This window comes from Neobacillus endophyticus, assembly GCF_013248975.1.
Taxonomy (GTDB): Bacteria; Bacillota; Bacilli; order Bacillales; family Cytobacillaceae; genus Neobacillus; species Neobacillus endophyticus.
In genome coordinates, this window is sequence record NZ_JABRWH010000001.1 from 2,429,700 (window position 1) to 2,452,693 (window position 22,994).

Consider the following 22,994-nt stretch of genomic DNA (forward strand, 5'->3'; position numbering starts at 1 on the left):
TTTGACCATATCTTTTAATGTTCTATACAGCCTAAAAAAGGGAGGGTGAGAGCCGATGTTTAAAAATACAAAAGATGATCATATCGGATGGCTGGCGTTTATGGGAATTCTCATTTTGCTATTGGAGATTTTATTTTTTAACAGAGGGCTGATCTTCTCTCTTTTTATTGCTGGCGGAATGATCTATTTGGGCCGCAAGAAGCATGGAAAAAAGAAAGGTAAGATTCTTTTCTTCGGCGGCATCTTCTTTTTTGTCATCAGTCTCCTTAATTTAATGACATTCAAATTTTTGATATTAGCGATTTTACTGCACTTTTTTATCCAATATTTAAATTCCAAAAAAGAACCGAGGAAAATCTCTCCAACCTTTTCGGAACCTGGGAAGTTCACTCATGAAGAGACATTAATTAAAACAAAGCCGTTATTTGAAAATATTTTCTTGGGTCAGCAGAAAACGCCGCAGGCTGTTTATGAATGGAATGATGTCAATATCCAGGCAGGGATAGGTGATACAGTCATTGATCTCAGCTACACCATGCTGCCAAAAGGGGAGACGGTCATTCTGATCCGTAATCTCATTGGAAATATCCACATTCTTGTTCCATATGAAACAGAAATAAGCGTCCATCACTCAAGTATTGCCGGGGCAGCAACTGTTTTTGGCGTTAAGGAAATGCGAAACTTTAATCAAGTTTTTCAGTTGAAAACACCGGGCTATGATTCTTCCGAGCAAAAGGTGAAAATCTTCACCTCGCTGATTGTCGGAAATTTAGAGGTGAGCCGGATATGAGTGCAACTGGGCGTCAAATGGTTTGGAATATTGGCTTGGCTTTTTGTATTGCACTGATTGTTGGTGCTGTTTTTACAGTGGTATACCCTTTGAAAAACTGGTCTGAATTATGGACAAGACATTTCATGGATATTCCGATGATTATCTTTATCCCTGTTTTTAGTATTGCGATTGGTATTGTTCTCGGGGCCGTGACTGGCCAGTATTGGCGAAATCAGTTCCGTTTAATTGAGAATTCCCTTCGTCAACTGGAAGAAGGCAGGCAGTTTGAATTGAAAAATAAGCCCTCTGTATCTGAAATGCAGGCAATCGCTGAACGTATAGGAAAAATAGGCAAGCAAATTACAGAGCAGGCAAAGCTTTCTCAGCGGCTGGCAACGGAGAAAGTGGAGGATCAGGAAGCCAGAATTCAAAAGATTATTGAGCAGGAACGAAACCGGCTTGCTCGCGAACTGCATGATTCCGTCAGCCAGCAGTTATTTGCTGCTTCAATGATGATGTCTGCGATCAATGAAACTAAAAAACAGGCTGAGGAAACATATGAAACTAAGCAATTGAAAATGGTAGAAGCGATGATTCATCAATCCCAGCTTGAAATGCGCGCGCTTTTGCTTCACCTGCGTCCTATTGCTTTAAAGAATAAATCACTCCAAGAAGGAATTGAGGAACTTTTAATCGAATTATCACAAAAGGTTGAAATGGAGATAAAATGGAAAGTAGAGTCATTTCAATTGGATAAAGGCGTGGAGGATCATCTTTTCCGAATTTTGCAAGAGTCAGTGTCAAACACACTAAGACACGCAAAAGCAACGATGTTGGAAGTTTTATTAATAAAACGTGAAAATCTCGTTATTATGAGAATAGTCGATGACGGAGTCGGCTTTGAAGTGAATGAAACAAAAGCGGGCTCCTATGGCATGCAAAATATGCATGAGCGGGCTCTGGAAATCGGCGGTACGTTAAAGGTAATCAGTGTGATAAATAACGGAACCAGGCTGGAAGTGAAGGTGCCGGTAATGGCTAATGGAGAGGGTGCAAATGATTAGAGTCCTATTTGTTGATGATCATGAAATGGTAAGAATTGGGGTTTCGGCCTACCTTTCCGCACAACCCGACATTGAGGTTGTGGGGGAGGCAGAAGATGGTAAAAGAGGCGTGGAACTGGCACTCGAGCTTCGTCCTGATATTATTTTAATGGATTTAGTCATGAAAGAAATGGACGGAATTGAAGCTACAAGGCAGATTATTGAGCAATGGCCGGAAGCAAAGATTATCATTGTTACTAGCTTCCTAGATGATGAAAAAGTTTACCCAGCGCTTGAAGCAGGAGCAACCAGCTACATGCTGAAAACTTCCAAGGCTGGAGAAATCGCTAATGCGGTTCGAGCTACATACCAGGGACAATCCGTCCTTGAACCAGAAGTTACTGGAAAAATGATGGTTAAAATGCGTCAAAAGAATACCCATCTTCCCCACGAAGATCTAACCAGCCGCGAATTGGAAATTTTATTATTAATGGCAGAGGGAAAATCGAATCAGGAAATAGCCGACGAATTATTCATCGCGCTAAAAACGGTTAAAACCCATGTCAGCAATATATTAAGCAAACTCAATGTCCAAGACCGAACCCAAGCCGTTATCTATGCCTTTAAACATTCCTTAATAAAATAAACTTTAAGAAGACTTTCCAAGGTGGGAGGTCTTTTTTTTGGGTGGTGAAAGATGATTTTTCATTAGGGGGCGGGATTTTGTCATTCATTTGGGCGATGAAGGACATTTTTCAAAGAGGGAGGCTAAGTTTTGTTCTTCATCCTTGTTATGAAGGTCAATTTTGCAAGAGCGCCCCCGCGAATTGTCTTTCATCCCCGCGATGAAGGCCAAATTAGCAAGAGCGGCCGTGAATGCCTGAAAATTTTCTCCTACTATTCACAGGACTTGTCTCATAAACTTTACTAAGTGAAATTAGTTAAAGGAGACAAATAAATTGGCTAATTACTACAAGGGTATTTTCTTTTTGGCAGCTTCTGCTTTTTTGGGTGAAGGCATTGAGTTTTTCGTTAATATGATTCTTGCCAGGGAGCTGGGGTCGCACGGCTTGGGGGTGTATATGTCCATCCTGCCGACGATTTTTTTAATTGTGTTGATTTCAAGTTTTGAGCTGCCGGTGTCCATTTCTAAATTCATTGCCGAAAGGGAGGAAAGGTTTCATCGGAATATCCTGTATCACGCTATCACGATTACGGTCATTTTTACAAGTGTTTTATTTTTACTGGGAACTGCGTTGATTCCATTTATACCTGTCTTTAATCACGTTCATCCCTATGTGAGATGGATGGTGATCCTCTTGATCCCAGTTATGTCTTTTACATCTGTTGCCAGAGGGTATTTTATGGGCATGCAGCAAATGGGGAAAATTGCGGTCTCTAACTTTTTAAGAAAAAGCGCTCAACTTGCCGTTTTGTTTGGGTTCTTTCGCCTGTTTGATTTCAATGCGGAAACATCTTTGTTAATTGCGATTGGCGCCTTTATCGGGAGCGAAATCGTTGTTTTTCTCTATTTAATTTGCATGTTCATTATTCAATTTCAACAGCTGAAACGGCAGCCATTTTCTAATCTGAATCGAAAAGCTGTTAGGAAAAATTTAATGGCGGTATCGATTCCGACAACCGGGATGCGCATCTTTTCAGCGATTACGAATGCCATTCAGCCATTTATCATTAAATCGGCTTTGATACATTCGGGGATTAGCGAAACCGTTGCGACTGAGCAATTTGGAATGCTGATGGGGGTTGCGGCATCGATTGGCTTTTTTCCGGCATTTATTGCCCATTCGCTGCTTGTTGTTTTAATTCCGGGTGTCTCGAAAACTTATTCAGAACGAGATTATGGGGCATTGCAAAAAATGCTTCAGCAGGTTATAAAGCTGACACTTTTGTATGGGATTGTGGCTGTCACCATTTTTTACTTTTTTGCGCCGCAACTAACCTCGTTATTTTTTAAATCAAGCACTTCTGCAGCTTTTCTGCAAATGCTATGGCCCTGCTTTTTATTTCATTACTTCATCATGCCGATGCAGGCCTTTATGATTGGATTAGATATGGTAAAAGAAGCCTTTCTCCATATTATTTGGGCAAACATCATCTGCTTTGCTTTGATTCTTTTGCTGGGGTCGAAGCCGGAATGGCGGATGGATGGTGTTATTATTGGGATGAATGCAGAAGCAGTGCTTTTGGCATTCATGCATTATTTAACCATTTGCAAGAAGATTGGCGTATCATTTTTTATGAAAGGCCTTGTGGGAAAAACTAGCGAAAGATAGAGAAAAGGAGCCTGGATGATTCCAGACTCCTTGTTTTGTCCTTAATCTTTGTTATTAATATTGACAATGCCCAAAATTCTAAGAATGCTAAGGAACAGGTTAATAAAATCTAAATATAAGCTTAGCGTCATCAACGGTACATCTTCCGCTCTTACCCCATAATGCTTCATTCGGCTGATATCGAATAAAACATATCCGCTGAAAACAACAACGCCGATAAAGGAGTAAGCAAGCATTCCTGTGGTGCTTAGCGGGAAGAAAATATTAAAAAGCGAAATAGCCACTAAAGCAAGCAATGCAGCTAGTAAAAAACCGCCTAGGAAGGAAAAGTTCCGTTTTGATTTAGCCGCATAGATTGAAATTCCAGTAAATACAACAGTGGTGCTGGCAAATGCCATGATGACAACATTTGCGCCAGAAGTGACGGCATAGTGTGCGACAATCGGGTATAAGGTGATTCCCGAAATAAACGTAAAGGCATATAGAAAACCATAAGAAATTGCTTTTCTCCGTCTGAAAATAGCGGCAGAAAAAATCATTACTAATTCTAAGATCGATAATGGTAAAAATAAACCGTCCGGAACGATGGTTCCAACCATTGTGCCTACAAAAGCAATGGCAAGAGAAAAGGCAAACGTCCTTAAAACAGATGGCATGAATTCAGTTGATGTTTGTGGATACACAGTTCTCACCTCTAAATTTAGTTGTTACTCTATCATATACGAAAAAGTGGTCAAGATGTTTCATTTTTTATGAAAAATCTTTCTCTGCCTGTAATAGGTCGCGGATTTCTGTTAACAATTCTTCCTTTCGGTCCATTTTATCCGGTTCATTTGGTGATTCATCTTTCTTTCTGAGGCGGTTAATGGCTTTAATAAACAGAAAGATTGAAAAAGAAATAATAAAGAAATCCACAACCGATTGAATAAACTGTCCGTACTTAATGTGTGATTTGCCCACGGTGATCACAAGACCGGTAAAATTGATTCCCCCCAAAAGTAATCCAACGATCGGCATAAGTACATCCTGCACAAGGGAAGTAACGATTTTTCCAAATGCCCCGCCGATAATGACCCCTACTGCAAGGTCAATTACACTGCCTTTCATGGCAAATTGTTTAAATTCATTCCACATTCCTTTATTTCCTCCAAAAATATAGCTTTTACCCTAATAACCCATTCTTCCCAAAATGACCAATTTTAAATTAATGCTCTACCTAAAATCGCTGTGGATATCTTTGTTTCTGTGCCTTTATTTTGCATGGATGTTAATTTCCATGCGGTATAATCCACAACGTGCTTACTTTGACAGCATCATAAGTTTTTATGAAATCAGCTTCATCCGAATTGCCTTAACGGCAGCATCTGTCCGGTTTTTGGCTGCTAATTTTTGAATGATAACGGATACATAATCACGAACGGTGTAACTGCTTAAATGCAATTCACGAGCGGCTTCATTTATGGAAGCTCCCTCAGCAATCAGCTTTAAGACTTCCTTTTCCCGAGTTGTTAACAAACAATCGGAAGCACCAAAATGCTGCAAGGTTTCATCCCATATGGAGTAAAGTAATTCTCCCGCATAGTGGCCGAATTTAATCAGTGTAGTCAAGGTTTGGGTAGAAACAGTAAATTGGGAGTTTTCGCCTTGATCCAATAAAGCAATCCCAAGCAGTTTATCTTTTGTAGGTACAAAGATGGGCAGGACCACGACAGATTTCAATTGGAATGTCCGAACATATTTTTCCGGGAGAATTTCGGCTGCATCCGTAAAGTATAGCGGTTGGGAGTGGGTGAGTGAATGTAAATAACTTTTGATTAATGGCAATTTGAAAATTTCTTCCCTGATTTGCATAACTGCTGGATTGCTGACATTATAGCCGGATACACCAATACCTTTATCCTCAAATTCATTATATAAAAATAAACCGCAGCGCTTGAATGGCATGTATTCCACGAGACCTTTTGCAACCGCCTTAACTGCGTCATCGGCGCTTCGGGCGCTTAACAAATGTTGTAAAAACAGCAGGGAGGCATTTTTCCAGCCTATCTTGCTTTCAAGCTGATCCAGCTTCAATTGGCGTAAATACATTTCTTTTATAAAATCTGTTTGATGCTCGTTTACTTCCATTTCGACATCCTCCAGACAAATGAGGAGAAAATCATTTAAGCAGGGAATTTGGATGATGGGCATGTTCTCTTTATTGGTTCCCAGCAATCTTTCAATTGCCGTGGAGAGATGCTCGGTTTGACTGGCTTTTAACGTCAAGCACATATCAAGTAAATGACTGTTTTGCTGCTCTTGTCCGGCACAAACAATTGTTTCAATTTGAAATTCCTCGTGCTCTTTTTTGACAATCGCTACCCACTTTATTGGTAAAACATTGGTAGCGATCATTTTATTAGCCCATTTTTCGCTTTGATTCTCTAAATCCTGTGTGATCAAGGCCTGGTCAAGAATTCTTAGAAAAAACCCCTGTATGGCTTGATGGTCATGAAAAGTTGCCTTTGGATTCTCAGCCAGCAGCTTATGGAAGATATTTTCAATTGTAGTAACGAGGAAGATAGATTCATTCACATCATATGTGCTTGTAAATCGCTTCTGCCATTCTGCCAGTAAAGATAGGATAAAAGCATCTACACTATGAACCTGTTTTGAAACAACTTGATGAATGGCATACTCAAGGATTGTATCGAATTCATCAACGAAGCTTTGGTTACGATACTGTAATGTTGGTAATATCTCCTTCCATTCTCGTAGAAATGGAACCTTATAATCAACCAGAATGGAAAGTCCTTTTAATATTAATTGTTCCATTTTATGTTCCATAGTATTTCCGCCCCCGTCCCAAATCTGTATTTACCATAACATTCGTACTAATAATTTCCAATATGACCGTAGTATTAATTTATCCCCGACATTTAACGGGGGGGTAAAACCAATTCACGATATTTTCCGTGATTGTCGTAGAAATGAGAGGATAGTAAGTTAGAAGGAGATGGAATTTATAAAATTCAGAAAAAACAGGAGGGTTTTTATGGAGAGTCCAATCCAACTAGTGGAGGGTATGACAAGTAAAAAAGTATTTTTTTCAGCCTTAGCAACAGGTATCATCGCATTGGCGCTGTTGTTGGTATCGTTCGGGATTTCTGGTGTAGCCTATGCAGTTCCGATTGCAGGGGTTGGGGATTTTTATGTCGAGTTTGATCATTTAGAGGGAACCGGCTATACGTTCTATCCTAAAATGGGAGAAACAAGTGCTGAAGCTTCCGCTCCGCAAGGCACGAACTTAATTGATCGTTTAACTATTCAAAATCTAAAACTATATAAAGATTTCAATGTGGGCGGGCAATGGATTCGGGTTGAAATTACCGCCTCCCAGCCAGTTCAGATCAGCGGCTTGGAACAGGATGCTGCTTCCATTCAGGCAAATGCTAATTTTTCTAACCTCGTTTTGGCAGAAAAGCATAGCTCTGATTGGCAAAAACAATTCAAGCAAACTTCCTCAACTATTGTTTTAGACCACGCAAAAATTAAAACACATTATCTATTCCAGAAAACAATGAGTATGAATGGGATGAAAGTGGTTGTTGAAAGAATCAATAAATAGGAGGGAATTCGGATGGGTTTTAGAAACTGGCGAAAAAAACGCCCTTTCGGGGGTGCGATCCTGACAATATTAAGCGGGCTGACGATATTATATGTTCCATTAAACCTTTATTTAAGCACCTTCCTTCCAGGATCGATGGCAATAATCGGATTATTATTTGGAGGGGTTATTATTCTGCTTGGTGTCTGTGCCATGTTTTTCCCTGGCGCTTCACGTATTTTGGGCATTTTTACAATATTTTTATCAATTCTTTCTGTTATCGGGGCATTAGGCGGATTCTTGTTTGGTACGATATTCGGCATTGTCGGCGGTTCACTGCTGACTGCCTGGCAGCTCGGGCCGGCGAAACAAAAAGCCTCACGTACAACTGGCATAGATGAAACGGCACACTCTATTTAGAGGAGATTATACTATGTGGTGGAAACGAAAGTCTTTAATATTGAGCTGCAGCGCTGTGTTACTGCTCATGTTTCTTGATCCCTTAACTCAAGGTGTACGAGCACAACAAACCGACACGGATGGTTTTATCATTGAAGCGGACCGGGTTGATGGGACTGGAATGACTGCAACAATTGTAAAACAGGAAACGACGGAGAGCACCGGTCAGCCTATGCTGCGAATCCATTATCAATCGGCAACTATATATGGAATGAGATTAACAAAACAATTTGAGACAGGAACAGGTATGATGAGTATCAGCCTGAAAGCCAATGGCCCAGTTTCTGTTAAAGACATGACAGTAGATACAACAGGGATCTCCTTCAAGGGTGCATGTGTAAATGCCGCCCAGTCTTTGCCGGAGATGGGAATGGAAAACGTGGTGATGGTTGCCCACTTTATGGACACGGAGAATAGTGTTATCAATCAATTGGAGTTAAATACTGTTCCTGGAAATGGAGGAGTCGAAAAACCAGGCAGCTTGAAGATTCTAAAGGAACTAAGCACACTCCCCTTAAGTCAATTGAATCAGGAAATTGGAAAAATAACGAGTAGCCATTTCCCTCTTATGTGCGAAGATCCATCAAAGACTTCGGATGGCACCGGAAAAAATAGTCAAACAGGACAAAATATAGTGGATGTCGTGACGAAGCCACTGGGCCCAGTAACAAACCCGCTCGATCCGATACTAAATCCACTTAAGCCGGTAACAAATCCGCTTGATCCGATACTAGATCCACTCAAGCCAGTAACAAATCCGCTTGATCCGATACTAGATCCACTTAAGCCGGTAACAAATCCGTTTGATCCGATACTAGATCCACTCAAGCCAGTAACAAATCCACTTGATCCAGTATTAAAGCCATTGGAACCTGTGACAAACCCACTTGATCCAATTTTGAAATCGTTGGAACCTGTAACAAATCCACTTGATCCAGTCTTGAAACCACTAGATCCTGTGACAATGCCACTGAATCCGATTTTGAAACCACAGGATCCAGTAGCAAAGCCGACTGCCCCAGCCGTAAATCCACTTGGACCTGTGGCAAACCCGCTTGATCCGATTGTAAAACCAGTAACAAAACCGTTGGATCCTGTAGCGGCGCCGATTATTGGAGCTACAAATGGAACATCGCAAAATTCCGCCCCACCTGTCCAAAGTGCATGTGACAAGGTTCAGGATGCGAATGGTGTCATTTCAAAGGAACTTGCCTTAAATTTAATAGATGAAGCAATGGAAAAACAAATTCCACTTGATCAAGTATGTAAAAGCAATACCGTACTGACAAACGAACTGCATAATTGGCAAAATAGTCTCTTGAAATCACTCGGGTTAATAGATTTATTGGGAACGGTTATCACAGCAAATCCTGTTCAGCAGTTAACCCAAATACGGAATCAAGTGGATAAAGCGAAAAGCGGTGCGATCCTATATTCACCTTAAAAGAGGCTTTTGTTGGTGTAAGATCATAACAAAGAGCAGTGGAGAACTTAACTGTACTACAAGGAATAGTGGATACTATGTTTAATATGACATAGATTATCCATTATTTTTTTATCTATTATAATCTCTTAACATACAATTAATATTTAGAATTAAATATATAATTGATCATGAATATGGAATTATTTTGTAGGGGTATGCCTCATAATGAAGGTTCAAAAAGTTAACGATAAATGCTTTTAGATCGTTACCTGCATTTTCAACAAGGGCCATTTAATTGAATAACTTATTTTAAAGAAAACTGGAGAGTTAAACAGGGCAAATCCCCCTTCACATAAAAAAGGAGAGGAAAATATCCTCTCCTATCATATAAAATCTTAAAGACAATACTTACACTCTCTTTTTCAGGATGCCAAGTGAAAGTGCTGTGATAATACTTCCCATCGCGATAGCAAACACATACTTTAACCATCCGCCTTGAATGAATCCAAATACAATGACGCCACCATGTGAAGTCGTTAATCCTAAATGGAATGCCATAGATAGTGCCCCCGCTACAGCTGAACCGATAACTAGCGAAGGAATCACTCGGCTTGGGTCAGCAGCAGCAAACGGAATCGCGCCCTCTGTAATGAAGAAACTTCCTAAAACCAATGCTGTTTTACCTGCTTCGCGCTCATCTTTAGTGAAACGATTTTTAAATAATACTGTTGCAAGAGCCACACCAAGTGGTGGTACCATTCCTCCTGCCATAACCGCAGCCATTGGCTCATAAAGGTGGTTTGCAAGTAAACCTGTAGCAAATACATAGGCTGCTTTATTAATTGGACCACCCATATCAATCGCCATCATTGCGCCTAGAAGTAAGCCAAGAATAATTGAATTAGTGCCGCCTAATTGTTGTAACCAATGAGTTAAGAATAAATTTAAATCAGCTAATGGTTGGTTAATAACCGTTAGCATAATAGCGCCAGTTGCAAACACAGTAAGAAGTGGGAAAATCAACACCGCTTTTACGCTGTCTAACCATTTCGGTGTATTACTTAATAATTTTTTAATAGCAAGGGCTAAATAACCCGCTAAGAAGCCGGCAATAATCCCGCCAAGGAAGCCTGAACCACCTGTTGCAGCAATTGAACCGCCTACCATACCAGCGACAAACCCAGGTCTATCTGCAATACTTCGTCCGATAAACGCCGCTAAGATAGGAACCATTAGAGCAAAAGCATGTTTAGCCCCAATCTCAAAGACCATTGCCGCGAATGCATTATAAGATGGGTCTGTTTTATCGAACGATTTATGCCCAAACAAGAAGCAAATCGCAATCAAGATACCGCCACTGATAACGAATGGCAACATTTCTGATACCCCATTCATAAGATGGCGATAGATGCCTACACGTTGATTCTTATGACCAGAATGATCAGTACCTGATTGACTCGATACATATACAGGAGCTCTTACTGATAAAGATTGTTCAATTAGAGCTTTTGGTTTCTTTATCGCATCGGTTACAGGAACCTGAACGACCTTTTTGCCATGGAATCTATTCATTTCAACTGTCTTACCCACAGCGACTATGATACCATCAGCTTCTTCTATATCTTTTTCTGTTAAACGATTTTCAACGCCAGTCGCACCGTTTGTTTCCACTTTGATTTCATAGCCTAATTCTAATGCTGTTTGTATAAGTTTATCAGCTGCCATAAAGGTATGAGCGATACCAGTAGGACAAGCCGTTACTGCGATAATTTTCTTTCCATTAGCATTTGATACATTTAAAGCGCCTTCATATGAAACCATCGTCTGAAGAAAGGATAAAACTTCTTCTGAAGTCTTCGCCTGTAAAAGAGTTTGACGGAATGATACATCCAGTAGTTTTCTAGAAAGAAAAGCAAGCATTTTTAAATGAGTATCATCCATGTTCTCATCCGCTGCAATCATGAAAAACAGGTGACTGTCTTTTCCGTCGAGGGAATCAAAGTTAATACCTTGAACCGACCGACCAAAAACGACAGCAGGCGTTTTAACAGCACTTGTTTTTGCATGGGGAATCGCAATCCCGTCTGAAATGCCGGTACTTGCTTGGGATTCTTTTAGCAAAATGGCTTTTTTGTATTCTTCTCGATTATATAAATTCCCATTACGATCGAGTGCATCAATTAATTCATTGATGACTGACTCTTTATCGGTGGATGTTAAATCCATCAGAACCAAACTGGAATCAAAAAACTCTCTCATATTCCACCTCTAACTGTAATTTTAACTTTTTTCTCCTTGTTCCACTAATTTCCGCCCATAGATTTTGTGGATGTTTCTGTTTGACAGATATTCTGCAATGTCAGAATACGCATTCTCATTTAATGAAGAAGGGATACTACCTGATAGAACCATAAAATCTCCATCTACTAATCCATCTAATTGGGAGAGTAATTCTTCCCACTGTTGGGATGATATATGCGGGGACACGCCGTTTATTTCCGTTTCTTCTTCCGCTTTTAATTTAATATTGAAACGTGTAACCGCTTCCATTTAAATGAAATGAGTAGAGATATGTTCTTCAGCTAGCTTAGATAAGAGAAAATCGCCTGTGAATCCTCCGATGAATCCAATCGCTCGATTCGAAACTTGGAACTAACTTAGGATTCTCGATACATTTATTCCTTTTCCTCCAGGTTGCTTATCTTGATACAGGAAAAATCAAGTTCATAATTACATCAAACAATTAAGAACTTCAAATCCATTCAATCACAAACACCTTTTAAGTAAAAAGTCATAAGACTATGATACTATAATTTCGTATGATTATTAAGTGGCAAAAAATAGCACTTACTACATTAAGGGAAATTCTAAAGCGTAAAAACATTGTAAATTCACGTTTTGCTATTGGTCCCCCTTCAATAACGATCGGGCGCTTTTGTTGAATAAAACTTAAATTTTTAAAACGACCTTAGAGTTATATTTTTTAACCCCGTCCTAAATTTAGAACGGGGTTATGCTTGTCTGAGCTTTTAAAATTAAATAACTTTATTGTCATTTTAAAGGAAGTCTTATACGGAAAGCTAGAGGTAGAGTTTAAAACAGCTTAAAGAGGATTTTTGCAATCTATTTACATTTTTCTACATCTGTATGGCGCTTTTTGGAGTTATCTCGGAATCCCCCCATTAATGCCTCAAAATTAGCAGTAGATCGTATCAGAAAATTGTTAGAATGTCATCAACAACAAGTAGCGTAGTTTTAAAAAATTGGTTCCGTTAGGGAAGATCTAGACTTTTTTTAAAAAGGGAATTATGAAATGGATTCATTTAAAGTTAAATCTAACTTTCTAATTTTATTAAACCCACGTTTTCAGATGGTTTTATACTTTTCAACAGCTTTTTTATCGAGTGGCGCTGTCCTCATTTGATGGAAGATAACGTATTATTTTGAAAGGTGTGGGTTTTATGGAATTAATTAAACAAAATGGATATTGGACCGATAAATGGTAAGTAAATCTTATATCAATTTATTCAATAATTCATTAAGGAGATGCCAGCTTTGAAATTACAACATCTAAATATCAGTTTAAAAGCCAAAATTAGCATTGCTTTTTTTCTTATTCTTATTATACCATCCATATCAATTGGAATTCTTGGCTATAATAGTGCCAAATCTGAAATGGAAAATCAGATATTAAACACGGCTTCTACGAATGTGGATTTACTTAATTCAAACATCAATAATTTTTTAAATCCAAAATTTACTGATGCCGACTTTTTTTCAAATATCGTTAATTCTCATCTTTATAAAGGTGAAGATAGCCCGGAAGTCAGAAAGTACCTTGATCGTTATGTTAACCTTCACCCAGAAGTACAAGGTATTTATGTAGGGACAATGACTGGATTGATGATTGAATCTCCGAGAAAGCAGCTTCCAAGTGGTTACGATCCAAGAAAGAGGGGTTGGTACCAACAAGCAATACAAAATAGTGGCAAAGTTATTATAACTCCCCCATATATTGCAGCTTCTACCGGAAAAATGACGGTTACGATTGCTAAAACATTACAGGACAACTCAGGAGTAATTGGAATTAATTTAAGCCTTAACGCTATAAGCAAAATGACGAACAGTATAAAGATTGGTGAGAACGGTTATGCATTCCTATTAAGCAAGGAAAGACAATATCTCGTTCACCCTACTCAAAAAATAGGAAGTGAAGCAAAAGAATCGCTTTTTGATAAGCTTTACCAAAGTAACAGTGGGAAGTTTCAATACATTTGGAAGGGCCAAAATAAAGAAATGGTATTTACAACTAATGAATTAACGGGTTGGAAACTGGCTGGAACGATGTTGATAACTGATGCTTCAGATGCCGCCTCGCCTATCTTCAACCGAACTTTTTTAGTTGTGTTAATTTCTTTGATAATGGGCGGGAGTGTCATTTTTCTATTGGTAGGATCTTTCATTAAACCAATTCGAAACCTGAAAGATAAAGTATTGAAAATGAGTAGCGGAGATTTAACCGAACAGATTCATGTCAAATCCAATGATGAAATTGGTGAATTGAGTAAAGCTTTTAACGGTATGCAAAACAACTTCCGTAATCTTATTAAAAAAATAGAGGTGAGTGCTGAACAAGTTGCCTCTCATACAGGACATTTGGCAGCTAGTACAGAACAAACTAATGCTGCTACTGAAGAGGTAGCGAAGGTAATTCTAGAAGTAGCAAGTGGGGCAGAGAAACAAACAAGCGGACTCGAAAGTAATGTGAAATTCTTAGAAGAAACGACAAAGGGAATGATTCAAATTGTGGACCATTCTGGTGTTGCCACAGAACTTTCCGCAAAAGCATGTGAACAAGCTGAAGAAGGTGGGAAGTCGGTCCATCGTACAATGGCACAGATGAACTCCATTTCTGATTCTGTACATGAATCCAATAATATGATTAAGTCATTAGACGAACGCTCTAAAGAAATTGGGGCGATATTAGATATGATTAGTGGAATAGCCGACCAGACCAATTTATTAGCATTAAATGCTGCTATCGAGGCCGCAAGAGTTGGAGAACACGGAAAGGGATTTGCTGTAGTTGCCGACGAAGTGCGCAAATTAGCCGAACAATCTCAAACTTCAGCAAAACAAATATCTGAACTAATTAAGGGAATACAAAATGATACAAACAACACCGTCCAAATTATGGGTAAAGTAACAGAAGAAGTAGAGGATGGGATTAAAATTTCATCAGAAACCATTCGAAAATTTGATGAAATCATGAACAGTATGAGAAAAATGACGCCTAAAATGGAGGAAATTTCGGATACTGTACAACATATATCCGCTGGGATTCAAGAAGTGACCGCAACTGCAAATGGACTTGCAAATATCGCTAGGGACAATGCTGCTATTTCTGAAGAAGTGGCCGCCTCAACTCAGGAACAGCAAGCATCAGCCGAGCAGGTTTCAGCTTCAGCAAGGTCTCTTTCTGAGATGGCAGAGGATTTAAAAACACTGATAAAAGAATTTGTCTATTAAAAAAGTTACATATGATTTTCATTCCTTCAATGTTAGAGAGTTAAAAAAACAGTACTGTCTGACATTGAAGGGATTATTTTTTCTTTATAAATCTAACTTTCTAATTTTATTATACACAAGTTTTTTCATTGTTTTAGCTTGTACTGGTCAATCAATTCATCAACCGATTTACGAATTAGTCGCTACCGTTTTTTCAAAAATTTGCTGCACAGGGAATCGAAGTGAAACAAAATGAGCGTCCAAAGAATATCAACCATTTTAAACAGAATTCAACAGAAAATATTAAGCTTGTTTAAAAACGTATAGGTGCAAACAAAAACTACTAAAGACTCTTACCATCGCGTAAGAGTCTTTTCTATAGTCATTAGATGGCTGAGAGCTTTTTGAGGATGGTTTCCACCATTTCATTAATATCTTCATTTTCCGTGTTTTGCAAGTACTTGGGGGTTAGGACCTGGGTTTTCTTCGCAACATAATAATCGAATAAAGCCTGTTTCAATGACAATTCCTCTTCCACTAAAAAGGATGTATTCACCAATTTCCTTAGTACAGTTTCATCCTGAATAATTAATATGGAGGGATTCAATTGATTAAAAACTTCTGCATTCATGCCATTTCGATAAAATGTATGAATGGCAGATAGTTGTTCTTTTCTTGATTGCATTTTTTTTTCATAGAGATGCCTACTGCTTCTTTTTAAATCAGTTAAATAAATATCTGAAGCATAAACAGCTGAAAAAACAGCTTGTTCAAACACATTTTGGAAACGAAGCGGATAAGATACCTCTTCATTGGAAATGGTTTGGCCAGCTTCATTTATATAATCAATACAGAGATTAGTCAGCTCCATAATAATGTCTTCCTTCGATGAAAAGTAGTTATACAAGGAAGCACGGCTTAAATTCATCGCTTTTGCGATATCTTGAATGGTAAGGGAAAGGAATCCTTGAGTCCGAACGACTTGGATTAACTGTTTTGCATAGGCTTTTCTCATCATCCGTCTTTCATCAGGTGCAATTTTTTTCAAACTACCACTCCCTTTATCAGGAAAGTATATCATAATCCAATGGGATACATTAAATTCTGATATTCCAATTCTTTTCAGTTTACAACTAAAAGAAAGTGGAGTAAGGTTATAGTCTGTTAACATTTTAGACACTTTATAATATTTCTGTCCAAAGTGAATAATAGTAATTAAAGAAATCAAATAGTATAAACAATACTCAATATGAAAAGAGGAGAATAAAACAATGACTTCTATGACTACAGCACAAATCACGAATGATTTTAATAAAATTGTGACAGAACGCCGTTCCATTAAAAATTATGATAAATCCGTAAAAATCAGCCATGAAGAAATGACAGGAATTCTTACTTTAGCAACAACTGCTCCTTCATCTGTTAATATGCAGCCATGGCGCTTTCTTGTGATTGAAAGTCCTGAGGCAAAAGCAACACTAGCTCCACTGGCACGTTTTAACCAAACTCAAGTTGAAACATCATCAGCAGTTATTGCTGTTTTTGGTGATATGAATAATTTTGAGAAATTTGAAGAAATCTACGGCGCAGCTGTAGAGAAGGGATTTATGCCTTTAGAAGTAAAAGAACGAATTCATGCTTCCTTTTCAGGCTATCTTGAAACAATTTCACGTGAAGCTATGAAAGAAATTGTTTTAGTGGATGGCGGACTTGTATCCATGCAGTTCATGCTTGCTGCCCGCGCTTATGGATACGATACAAATCCAATAGGTGGATATGAAAAAGACAAAATTGCAGAAGCATTTGGATTGGATAAAGACCGTTATGTTCCAGTTATGTTAATCTCTATTGGTAAAGCAGCAGATAACGGACATCCATCCGTGCGTCTGCCTATTGGTCAAGTCGCGCAATGGAAGTAATGAAATGTAAATAAGAAGGGATTGACATTCGATGATTATTATTCATGCAACATTCCATATAAATCCAGTTAAACAGGATTTGTTTCTAGAGGAAATTCAGCCCTTAATTGCTGCCTCAAGAAATGAAACCGGAAATATTTCATTTCTCTTTCAAAAGGATACAGAAAATGAAAATGTATTTATGATGGTGGAAGTTTGGCAGGATATGCAAGCTGTTTCCAGTCATAACTCAAGCGAGCACTTTACCAAGTTTGTAGCAAATGCGAAGAGCTTTTTGACTGTACCATTAGAGGTTAAAGCATTTGAGGGGCAGCCATTAAAATTATAGATTTCGGCCTCTTAAATAGAATGAAATGGTGAAGAGTATCATAAGTAGCTTGTTGTTTAATAAAAGGATTAAAAGAGTAACATAAACTAACCATTAAAGGGCGCTTTCCTGTAGGAAGGTGCCTTTATTTTTATTAACGAGAAATTAATAAGAAGTCTGTTTGGTAATGATTATTAGACGAAAACAATGCAGATTATTAAGTTCAAGCATGTTGTTATCTAATATAATGATAGAACAAATAAATCGTGAGGGGGAATATGAGATGAAAATTAGCCAGAAAGAATTTAATGTTAAGGGAACGACCTATATAATTAGATCTGCAATACAGAAAGATGCCAAGGATTTGTCTGAAATTAGATTACAGATTGATGGAGAGACTGAAAACCTCGACAGAGAAAAAGGTGAGGCATACATAGATGTTCAAGGGTTTAAACGATTAATCAAAACTGATACAGAAAATAAAAAAAACCTTTTTTTAGTTGCTATAGTGGATGATAGGATTGTCGGATTTTCAAGATGTGAAGGAAATCTTTTAAAACGATTTGCTCACAAAGTAGAATTTGGAGTCTGTGTCTTAAAAGATTATTGGGGCTACGGCATTGGCAAAAATCTTTTAAAGGAGTCCATTGCTTGGGCTGACTCAAACGAAATTAAAAAAATAACCTTAAATGCTCTTGAAACAAATGAAAAAGCGATAAACCTTTATAAAAAATTTGGTTTTAAAATTGAAGGCATTCTAAAAAATGACAAAATCCTTTCCGACGGCCAATATTACAACACCGTTGTTATGGGAAGATTTAATGTATGATGTCTTGTGTACAGTTCGAATAGAATATGCAGTAACTTATTCGATAATCGAACGTTTTAACGAAGAAACGAAAAAGCCCAATTTTCTTTGAATTTATGGAGAAATTGGGCTTTTTTTACCTTATCGTGCATTAATCAATTCTTATTCCTTGTTCATTAATCAAAATTTTTTCATTTTCCTTCAAGTTTGTAAATACAACTGGGGTAACGATGGATGGAACCTTGTTTTTAATAGATGTAAAGTCAGCTTCTAAAAGCTTTTGTCCCTTTTTAACTTTCTGTCCATCTTTTACAAATGAAGTAAAGCCTTCCCCTTTTAAGTTAACAGTTTCAAGACCTACATGAATTAAAATTTCATGTCCAACATGATCCTTTAATGAAATGGCATGTTTAGTTGGAAATACACTGATTATTTCACCGTCTACCGGAGAAATAATTGTGTTATTTGTAGGTTGAATTGCGAATCCATCTCCCATCATTTTTTGAGAAAAAACAGGATCAGGAACGTTTTCAATTGGAATTATTTCTCCCTCTAATGGCATTTGTATAAAAGGATCATTTTCCACTTTCATTTTTTTAAATAAACCTTTAAACATTATAAATGGCCTCCTGTAAAACATTAATTATACTAATTGAATCTTTTCCTATAACGAAGGAACCGGTTCCAATTTATTATAAAAAATATTAACTACACTGATTAGAATAACACGACAATGTAAATGTAACAAATAAAATGAATTTCGGGGTGAAAGCAAAGAATCTTCCTATATACGATAGTACCTCTATTTACGTTTATGGAATCTATCCATCAATCTCATGGCTAGGAACATTTGTGTTTCTTAGCCTTTTTAATGGAGGTCAGATAAGATAGCCTACACTGTTTTATACCCGCTGAATAGTATGTACAAGCCGATGTAATAAGTATTTTTAAAAAGGAGTTTAGAAATGCAAAGAAAGAGTTACCCATCTTATGTGAAGTGCGGGAAAGTAATGAATGGTGATCTTCCGCTACAGTTGGCTCCATATGAACCACCGCTTGTTTTGGGAGAAGTGATAGTCGATCCAAGAAAAGTCAAGGACCCTTGTGTACTGCTGCAATTCTCTCAGTTTAATCGATTTCTCGTATTGGGACAGAGTCCGCAGATTTATATCTTATATCGTCTTGTTCGGGAGAGTGATTCTGATGTATATCCTCAAATATTACAAACGTGGGAGTTTGAGATCGATATCGCTTCTGTGGGTGATTTGGATACGACTCAGCCGAACGTCTTTAGCTATTGCGATTGCCTTGGCGGTTCTGAATCGTATATGATCACTTATCGATTTGAAATTGCGGAAATTAAAACATATAACACGGACGTATTAAGCAATACCAATGAGTCCTTTACAGCAACACTTTTAAGCAAGGAAAAAACGCAATGTGAAAAGTTTGGATTAGGAAAGCTTGAAAGTCCATATTTGGAAAAACTAGTTTTTCATCCAAAAGCAGAAATGGAAGCCTATGCAGATTGTGGCCGAGTCTTCCATCCCGCATTGCCACAACAGTTAACGAACGAAGAGCCGCCTGTGCCATTGGCACAAGTAACCAGTGTTAGGAATGATTTTCATGAATCTTGTTTTCTCATAACGTTTTCGACTTTTATCAATTCAATCCTATCACCGGGAGGATTTAATAATTTAGTCTTTAGACTGGTAAGAACATGTCACCATAATTCTACAAAAGAAATCCTAAATGAGTGGCCGTTTCGCCGGTTTTTTCCTTCCGCGATTATACTAGATGAGTCGGTTGTTTTTAGATACTGTGATTGTTTACCTAATCATTCAAGGGAAGACTACACCTATACAATGGAATTGGTGAGGGTGAATGTCGATGAGCAATCATCGTATGACATTAAGCAGGTTAGTATGACGGCTCAAGTATTTAACTCGAAAAAGTCAAAGATATTTATGAAAACTTTAGACTCACCTTCTTTAACTTGTGGGGATGTTGTCAATGTCCATGTGCCGAACAGAATAACAAAACTGCCGATTCGATTGGCACATTTACAAGTGAATACGGACAGAATGAAGAAGCCATGTATTCTAATCAATTATTCATCTATGTTTGAGGTTAGGATTGCAAGCGGATTTGGCTTTAATGGAACTATTTCTTTCCAGCTTATTCGCAAGTCGAGACGGACAGGGCAAACAAAAGTATTAGAAGAATGGACAGTCAATTTAATACAAGTAATCTCAACAAGGTCAAGTGAACTTATTATGGTTCAACCATTTGTCCTTAGCTATTGTGATTGTTTAGATAATCATTACGGCGAATCCTTCACGTACGAAGTGCAAATAAGCGAGTACTCCGTAACAAATATCGCCGCCAGCATTTTCAATCCAGTATTTTCTGCGATTGTGAGCACAGGAGCAGGAGAGTGCAATTGTTAGTTTAAAAATACAGTTTCACTATTGCTAATGGGTAATCTATTTTCGATAAGATTTGATTAATGATTTTCCGCACTTCGGGCATTAGTATAATAAAAGACTATCATTTAACGGTGGTCTTTTAACGCTTGTACATAAGCCTGAACAATAGTGTCAATGCGTTTATTGAGTTCTTTAAAATGAATTGGTACCAGTTCTTTTGCATGATGGCGGTGGAGATCGAAGTTACTGCAGTAACTAAATAAAAAAGTTGTTTTTCCCCAATTTCCTTGAAGGAAGGGGCTGGAAAACAACTAAGGTGAAAAGCTCCGACGATTTTCGTTCGGAGTTATTTTATAAATTAATAATTCAAGAGGTTGTTAATTCGTTTTTTTGTGATTTATTAAAAAAAGATTAAAAAAGTAGAAACTTTATAGAGAGGCATTTCGTCTATATACTTATTGATTTCCATTTAATAGTTAAACAGGAGGTAATTGTAAGTGGGAAAATTTAGTCCGCGTATTTTATTGGTGCCAGCTTTAGCAGGAGTCCTTATGGCGATGCCTGCCGAAATGATTTCTGCGAAACCGGCTTCTGCCGCAACAATCCAGAGAGTGCCTACTACTAGTCCGCTGGTTTCATATGCAGCAGGCCTCGAAAACAGCAAATACTATCAAAAAAAGCTGGTCGATTCTTTCGGATTCGTTTCCTATGTTGTTAAAAACGTGTATGGAGTTCAGCTTCCCCGTGTATTAAGGGATCAGGAGAAGGTAGGGCTAACGGTTACCAAAAGCCAGTTGCAGCCAGGCGACTTGCTGTTTTTCAATACAAGTGGGAAGGGAGTTTCCTTTGTTGGTATCTATAAAGGAAATAACACCTTTATCGCTTTAACCACTCGAGGCATCAGGGAGAATTCTCTCACTAACAGCTATTGGAAAAATAGATATATAACCGCGAAACGAATCACTGCTTCCACTGACAAGGAAGCAATCCAACTGTTTTTTGCCAACGCAAACAGTAATCAAGCGCTGGCCGATCTACAGATTACCAAATCCCTAATATCTCATTTCTCCGCTCATTTGCTTATGAAAGGGGTAAAATCAGTAAGTCTTATAGATATGTCTGTGTCAGGGAGAAGAGGTGGAACAGTAGAGTATACCGTACATTATAATGCCGTTAAACCAAAGAATTCCATTGCACCGGTAGTAAATGGCCGAAATCAAATCTACATGGCTGTCGAAAAAATAGACGGCCGTTATGTTATCATGCGTGCTGGTTCAGTTCCTTATATACAGTAACGATAACTTCATTACTTGAAGAGCTGGCTACTATTGCCGGCTTTTTAATTAAATGACAGTTTACTTGAAGAAGAATTTTTGATTTTATTTGCAGATAGAGGTGTTCCTTATGGATATTTAATATGATGATAAAGATCATCTACATTTAGGTTTTTACGAGGATAATCGATAGCAATTAAAAGACAAGCTGAGGATTTATGGGATATCTCTTTGATTTTACAACACCATAACGTTATTCCCCATTCTTTTCCCTTGGTTAAGATATGAATGAGATGACCAAGCTTTTAAAATTTTACATATATAAACGTTCTTGTCGCTTTTTTAAGAAAGGGATAAACCAAAGTAAAAAAACATTGAAAATTATAAGTACAACTGTTGTTATTGAAATTTATATGAGAGTTATCGAATATAAAACAAATATTCTTACAGAAACTTTGATTAAGTCTATATAAAAACAAAGTATCGCTAGAGGAGGAGGAAGAAAGCCTGTATGGACTTGGGTAGCAATCTTTGTTGCCTTATTGGGTGGATCAATATGTACTAAAATCGTAAATTATAAAATTTTCAAGAGGGTGTAAAAATGGTTGAAAATAGAAGTGAGATTTGGGAATGGGTTAAGGCACTTTTTATTGCTTTAATCTTAGCATTTATAGTTCGTTGCTTTTTCTCACCAGCTACAGTTCTTGGTGCTTCAATGGAGCCTACTTTGAAAGACCATGATCATATGATTGTATCAAAAATAGGAGAACCAAAACGATTCGATATTATTGTTTTTCATGCTACTAAAAATGAAGATTATATAAAACGTGTAATTGGATTACCTGGAGACCATATAGAATATAAAAACGATATCTTGTATATAAACGGAAAGCCATATGAAGAACCGTATTTAGATAAATATAAAAAAGAAAAAAAAGATAATGGGCCATTAACATATTCGTTCACATTAAAGGACACTGCAGTTGGAAGTGATGTAGTCCCTAAAGGTCATTTGTTTGTAATGGGTGACAATAGACGAATTAGCAAGGACAGTCGAGTGATCGGAGCTATTCCAATAGAAAAGGTTATAGGAACTACAAATATAGTCTTTTATCCAATTAAAGAAATAAAGATAGTTGGTAAATGAACAGTCCTTTAAAGTAAAGTTA

21 protein-coding genes are annotated in these 22,994 nt (G+C 37.7%); 14 read left to right on the top strand and 7 right to left on the bottom strand.

The features are described 5' to 3' along the window. Positions 1 to 55 precede the first annotated feature (55 nt). From liaF to HPT25_RS11895, 4 genes are all read left to right on the top strand, one after another. Positions 56 to 790 (top strand): cell wall-active antibiotics response protein LiaF, encoded by a 735-nt coding sequence (gene liaF, locus HPT25_RS11880; RefSeq protein WP_173064137.1) that lies wholly within the window; start codon positions 56 to 58, stop codon positions 788 to 790. Next, positions 787 to 1,836 (top strand): sensor histidine kinase, encoded by a 1,050-nt coding sequence (locus HPT25_RS11885; RefSeq protein ID WP_173064140.1) that lies wholly within the window; start codon positions 787 to 789, stop codon positions 1,834 to 1,836. The genes liaF and HPT25_RS11885 overlap by 4 nt, the downstream gene beginning before the upstream one ends. Then, a complete protein-coding gene (locus tag HPT25_RS11890) occupies positions 1,829 to 2,461 on the top strand; it encodes a response regulator transcription factor (protein WP_173064143.1) in 633 nt (210 codons plus the stop codon). Before HPT25_RS11885 ends, HPT25_RS11890 begins: the two co-directional genes overlap by 8 nt. Positions 2,462 to 2,774: 313 nt before the next feature. Further along, positions 2,775 to 4,109 (top strand): polysaccharide biosynthesis protein, encoded by a 1,335-nt coding sequence (locus HPT25_RS11895; protein ID WP_173064146.1) that lies wholly within the window; start codon positions 2,775 to 2,777, stop codon positions 4,107 to 4,109. A 41-nt stretch (positions 4,110 to 4,150) separates the two neighbouring features. Here the strand turns inward: HPT25_RS11895 and HPT25_RS11900 are convergent, their stop codons facing one another. From HPT25_RS11900 to HPT25_RS11910, 3 genes are all read right to left on the bottom strand, one after another. Further along, the gene (locus HPT25_RS11900) at positions 4,151 to 4,801 is read right to left on the bottom strand and encodes a Bax inhibitor-1/YccA family protein (protein ID WP_376767921.1); all 651 of its coding nucleotides are present in this window, start codon (positions 4,799 to 4,801) and stop codon (positions 4,151 to 4,153) included. Between the two features lie 58 nt (positions 4,802 to 4,859). After that, the gene (gene mscL / locus HPT25_RS11905; protein WP_173064149.1) at positions 4,860 to 5,243 is read right to left on the bottom strand and encodes a large conductance mechanosensitive channel protein MscL; all 384 of its coding nucleotides are present in this window, start codon (positions 5,241 to 5,243) and stop codon (positions 4,860 to 4,862) included. 189 nt (positions 5,244 to 5,432) lie between these two features. Then, positions 5,433 to 6,935, bottom strand: a complete 1,503-nt coding sequence (locus HPT25_RS11910) for a LuxR C-terminal-related transcriptional regulator (protein WP_173064152.1) — start codon at positions 6,933 to 6,935, stop codon at positions 5,433 to 5,435. A gap of 208 nt (positions 6,936 to 7,143) precedes the next feature. Between HPT25_RS11910 and HPT25_RS11915 the strand changes: the two genes are divergently transcribed. The 3 genes from HPT25_RS11915 to HPT25_RS11925 are packed head-to-tail and all read left to right on the top strand — an operon-like array spanning position 7,144 to position 9,598. Continuing rightward, complete coding sequence (locus tag HPT25_RS11915; protein ID WP_173064154.1) at positions 7,144 to 7,716, top strand: DUF6230 family protein; 573 nt, start codon at positions 7,144 to 7,146, stop codon at positions 7,714 to 7,716. A gap of 12 nt (positions 7,717 to 7,728) precedes the next feature. Continuing rightward, on the top strand, positions 7,729 to 8,115 hold the full coding sequence (locus HPT25_RS11920) for a DUF6114 domain-containing protein (RefSeq protein ID WP_173064157.1): 387 nt from the start codon (positions 7,729 to 7,731) through the stop codon (positions 8,113 to 8,115). Positions 8,116 to 8,128: 13 nt separating this feature from the next. Then, positions 8,129 to 9,598, top strand: a complete 1,470-nt coding sequence (locus tag HPT25_RS11925) for a hypothetical protein (protein WP_173064160.1) — start codon at positions 8,129 to 8,131, stop codon at positions 9,596 to 9,598. Positions 9,599 to 9,988: 390 nt separating this feature from the next. On the opposite strand, the gene HPT25_RS11930 is transcribed toward HPT25_RS11925, so the two are convergent. Next, the gene (locus HPT25_RS11930; protein ID WP_173064163.1) at positions 9,989 to 11,839 is read right to left on the bottom strand and encodes a PTS fructose transporter subunit IIABC; all 1,851 of its coding nucleotides are present in this window, start codon (positions 11,837 to 11,839) and stop codon (positions 9,989 to 9,991) included. A 21-nt stretch (positions 11,840 to 11,860) separates the two neighbouring features. Continuing rightward, on the bottom strand, positions 11,861 to 12,130 hold the full coding sequence (locus tag HPT25_RS11935) for a carbohydrate kinase family protein (protein ID WP_173064166.1): 270 nt from the start codon (positions 12,128 to 12,130) through the stop codon (positions 11,861 to 11,863). Between the two features lie 996 nt (positions 12,131 to 13,126). Here HPT25_RS11935 and HPT25_RS11940 point away from each other — a divergent pair. Further along, the gene (locus HPT25_RS11940; protein ID WP_173064169.1) at positions 13,127 to 15,109 is read left to right on the top strand and encodes a methyl-accepting chemotaxis protein; all 1,983 of its coding nucleotides are present in this window, start codon (positions 13,127 to 13,129) and stop codon (positions 15,107 to 15,109) included. 364 nt (positions 15,110 to 15,473) lie between these two features. Here the strand turns inward: HPT25_RS11940 and HPT25_RS11945 are convergent, their stop codons facing one another. Further along, on the bottom strand, positions 15,474 to 16,136 hold the full coding sequence (locus HPT25_RS11945) for a TetR/AcrR family transcriptional regulator (protein ID WP_173064172.1): 663 nt from the start codon (positions 16,134 to 16,136) through the stop codon (positions 15,474 to 15,476). Positions 16,137 to 16,368: 232 nt separating this feature from the next. Between HPT25_RS11945 and HPT25_RS11950 the strand changes: the two genes are divergently transcribed. The 3 genes from HPT25_RS11950 (at position 16,369) to HPT25_RS11960 (ending at position 18,143) form a co-directional block, all read left to right on the top strand. Next, entirely contained in the window at positions 16,369 to 17,007 is a 639-nt protein-coding gene (locus HPT25_RS11950) for a nitroreductase family protein (RefSeq protein ID WP_173071082.1), read from the top strand. A gap of 31 nt (positions 17,008 to 17,038) precedes the next feature. Beyond that, positions 17,039 to 17,335 carry a putative quinol monooxygenase gene (locus HPT25_RS11955; protein WP_173064175.1) on the top strand — a complete coding sequence of 99 codons (297 nt, stop codon included), beginning with the start codon at positions 17,039 to 17,041 and terminating at the stop codon, positions 17,333 to 17,335. Between the two features lie 262 nt (positions 17,336 to 17,597). Then, positions 17,598 to 18,143 (top strand): GNAT family N-acetyltransferase, encoded by a 546-nt coding sequence (locus tag HPT25_RS11960; protein ID WP_173064178.1) that lies wholly within the window; start codon positions 17,598 to 17,600, stop codon positions 18,141 to 18,143. A 130-nt stretch (positions 18,144 to 18,273) separates the two neighbouring features. On the opposite strand, the gene HPT25_RS11965 is transcribed toward HPT25_RS11960, so the two are convergent. Beyond that, positions 18,274 to 18,738, bottom strand: coding sequence for a PTS sugar transporter subunit IIA (locus HPT25_RS11965; RefSeq protein WP_173064181.1), 465 nt, complete (start codon positions 18,736 to 18,738; stop codon positions 18,274 to 18,276). 349 nt (positions 18,739 to 19,087) lie between these two features. Here HPT25_RS11965 and HPT25_RS11970 point away from each other — a divergent pair, with 349 nt between their 5' ends. From HPT25_RS11970 to lepB, 3 genes are all read left to right on the top strand, one after another. Continuing rightward, complete coding sequence (locus HPT25_RS11970) at positions 19,088 to 20,572, top strand: DUF4489 domain-containing protein (RefSeq protein ID WP_173064184.1); 1,485 nt, start codon at positions 19,088 to 19,090, stop codon at positions 20,570 to 20,572. Positions 20,573 to 21,048: 476 nt separating this feature from the next. Further along, positions 21,049 to 21,846: a C40 family peptidase gene (locus tag HPT25_RS11975; RefSeq protein WP_173064187.1), complete on the top strand. Its 798-nt coding sequence runs from the start codon at positions 21,049 to 21,051 to the stop codon at positions 21,844 to 21,846. Positions 21,847 to 22,426: 580 nt separating this feature from the next. Further along, on the top strand, positions 22,427 to 22,972 hold the full coding sequence (lepB, locus tag HPT25_RS11980) for a signal peptidase I (RefSeq protein ID WP_173064190.1): 546 nt from the start codon (positions 22,427 to 22,429) through the stop codon (positions 22,970 to 22,972). Positions 22,973 to 22,994: the final 22 nt, after the last annotated feature.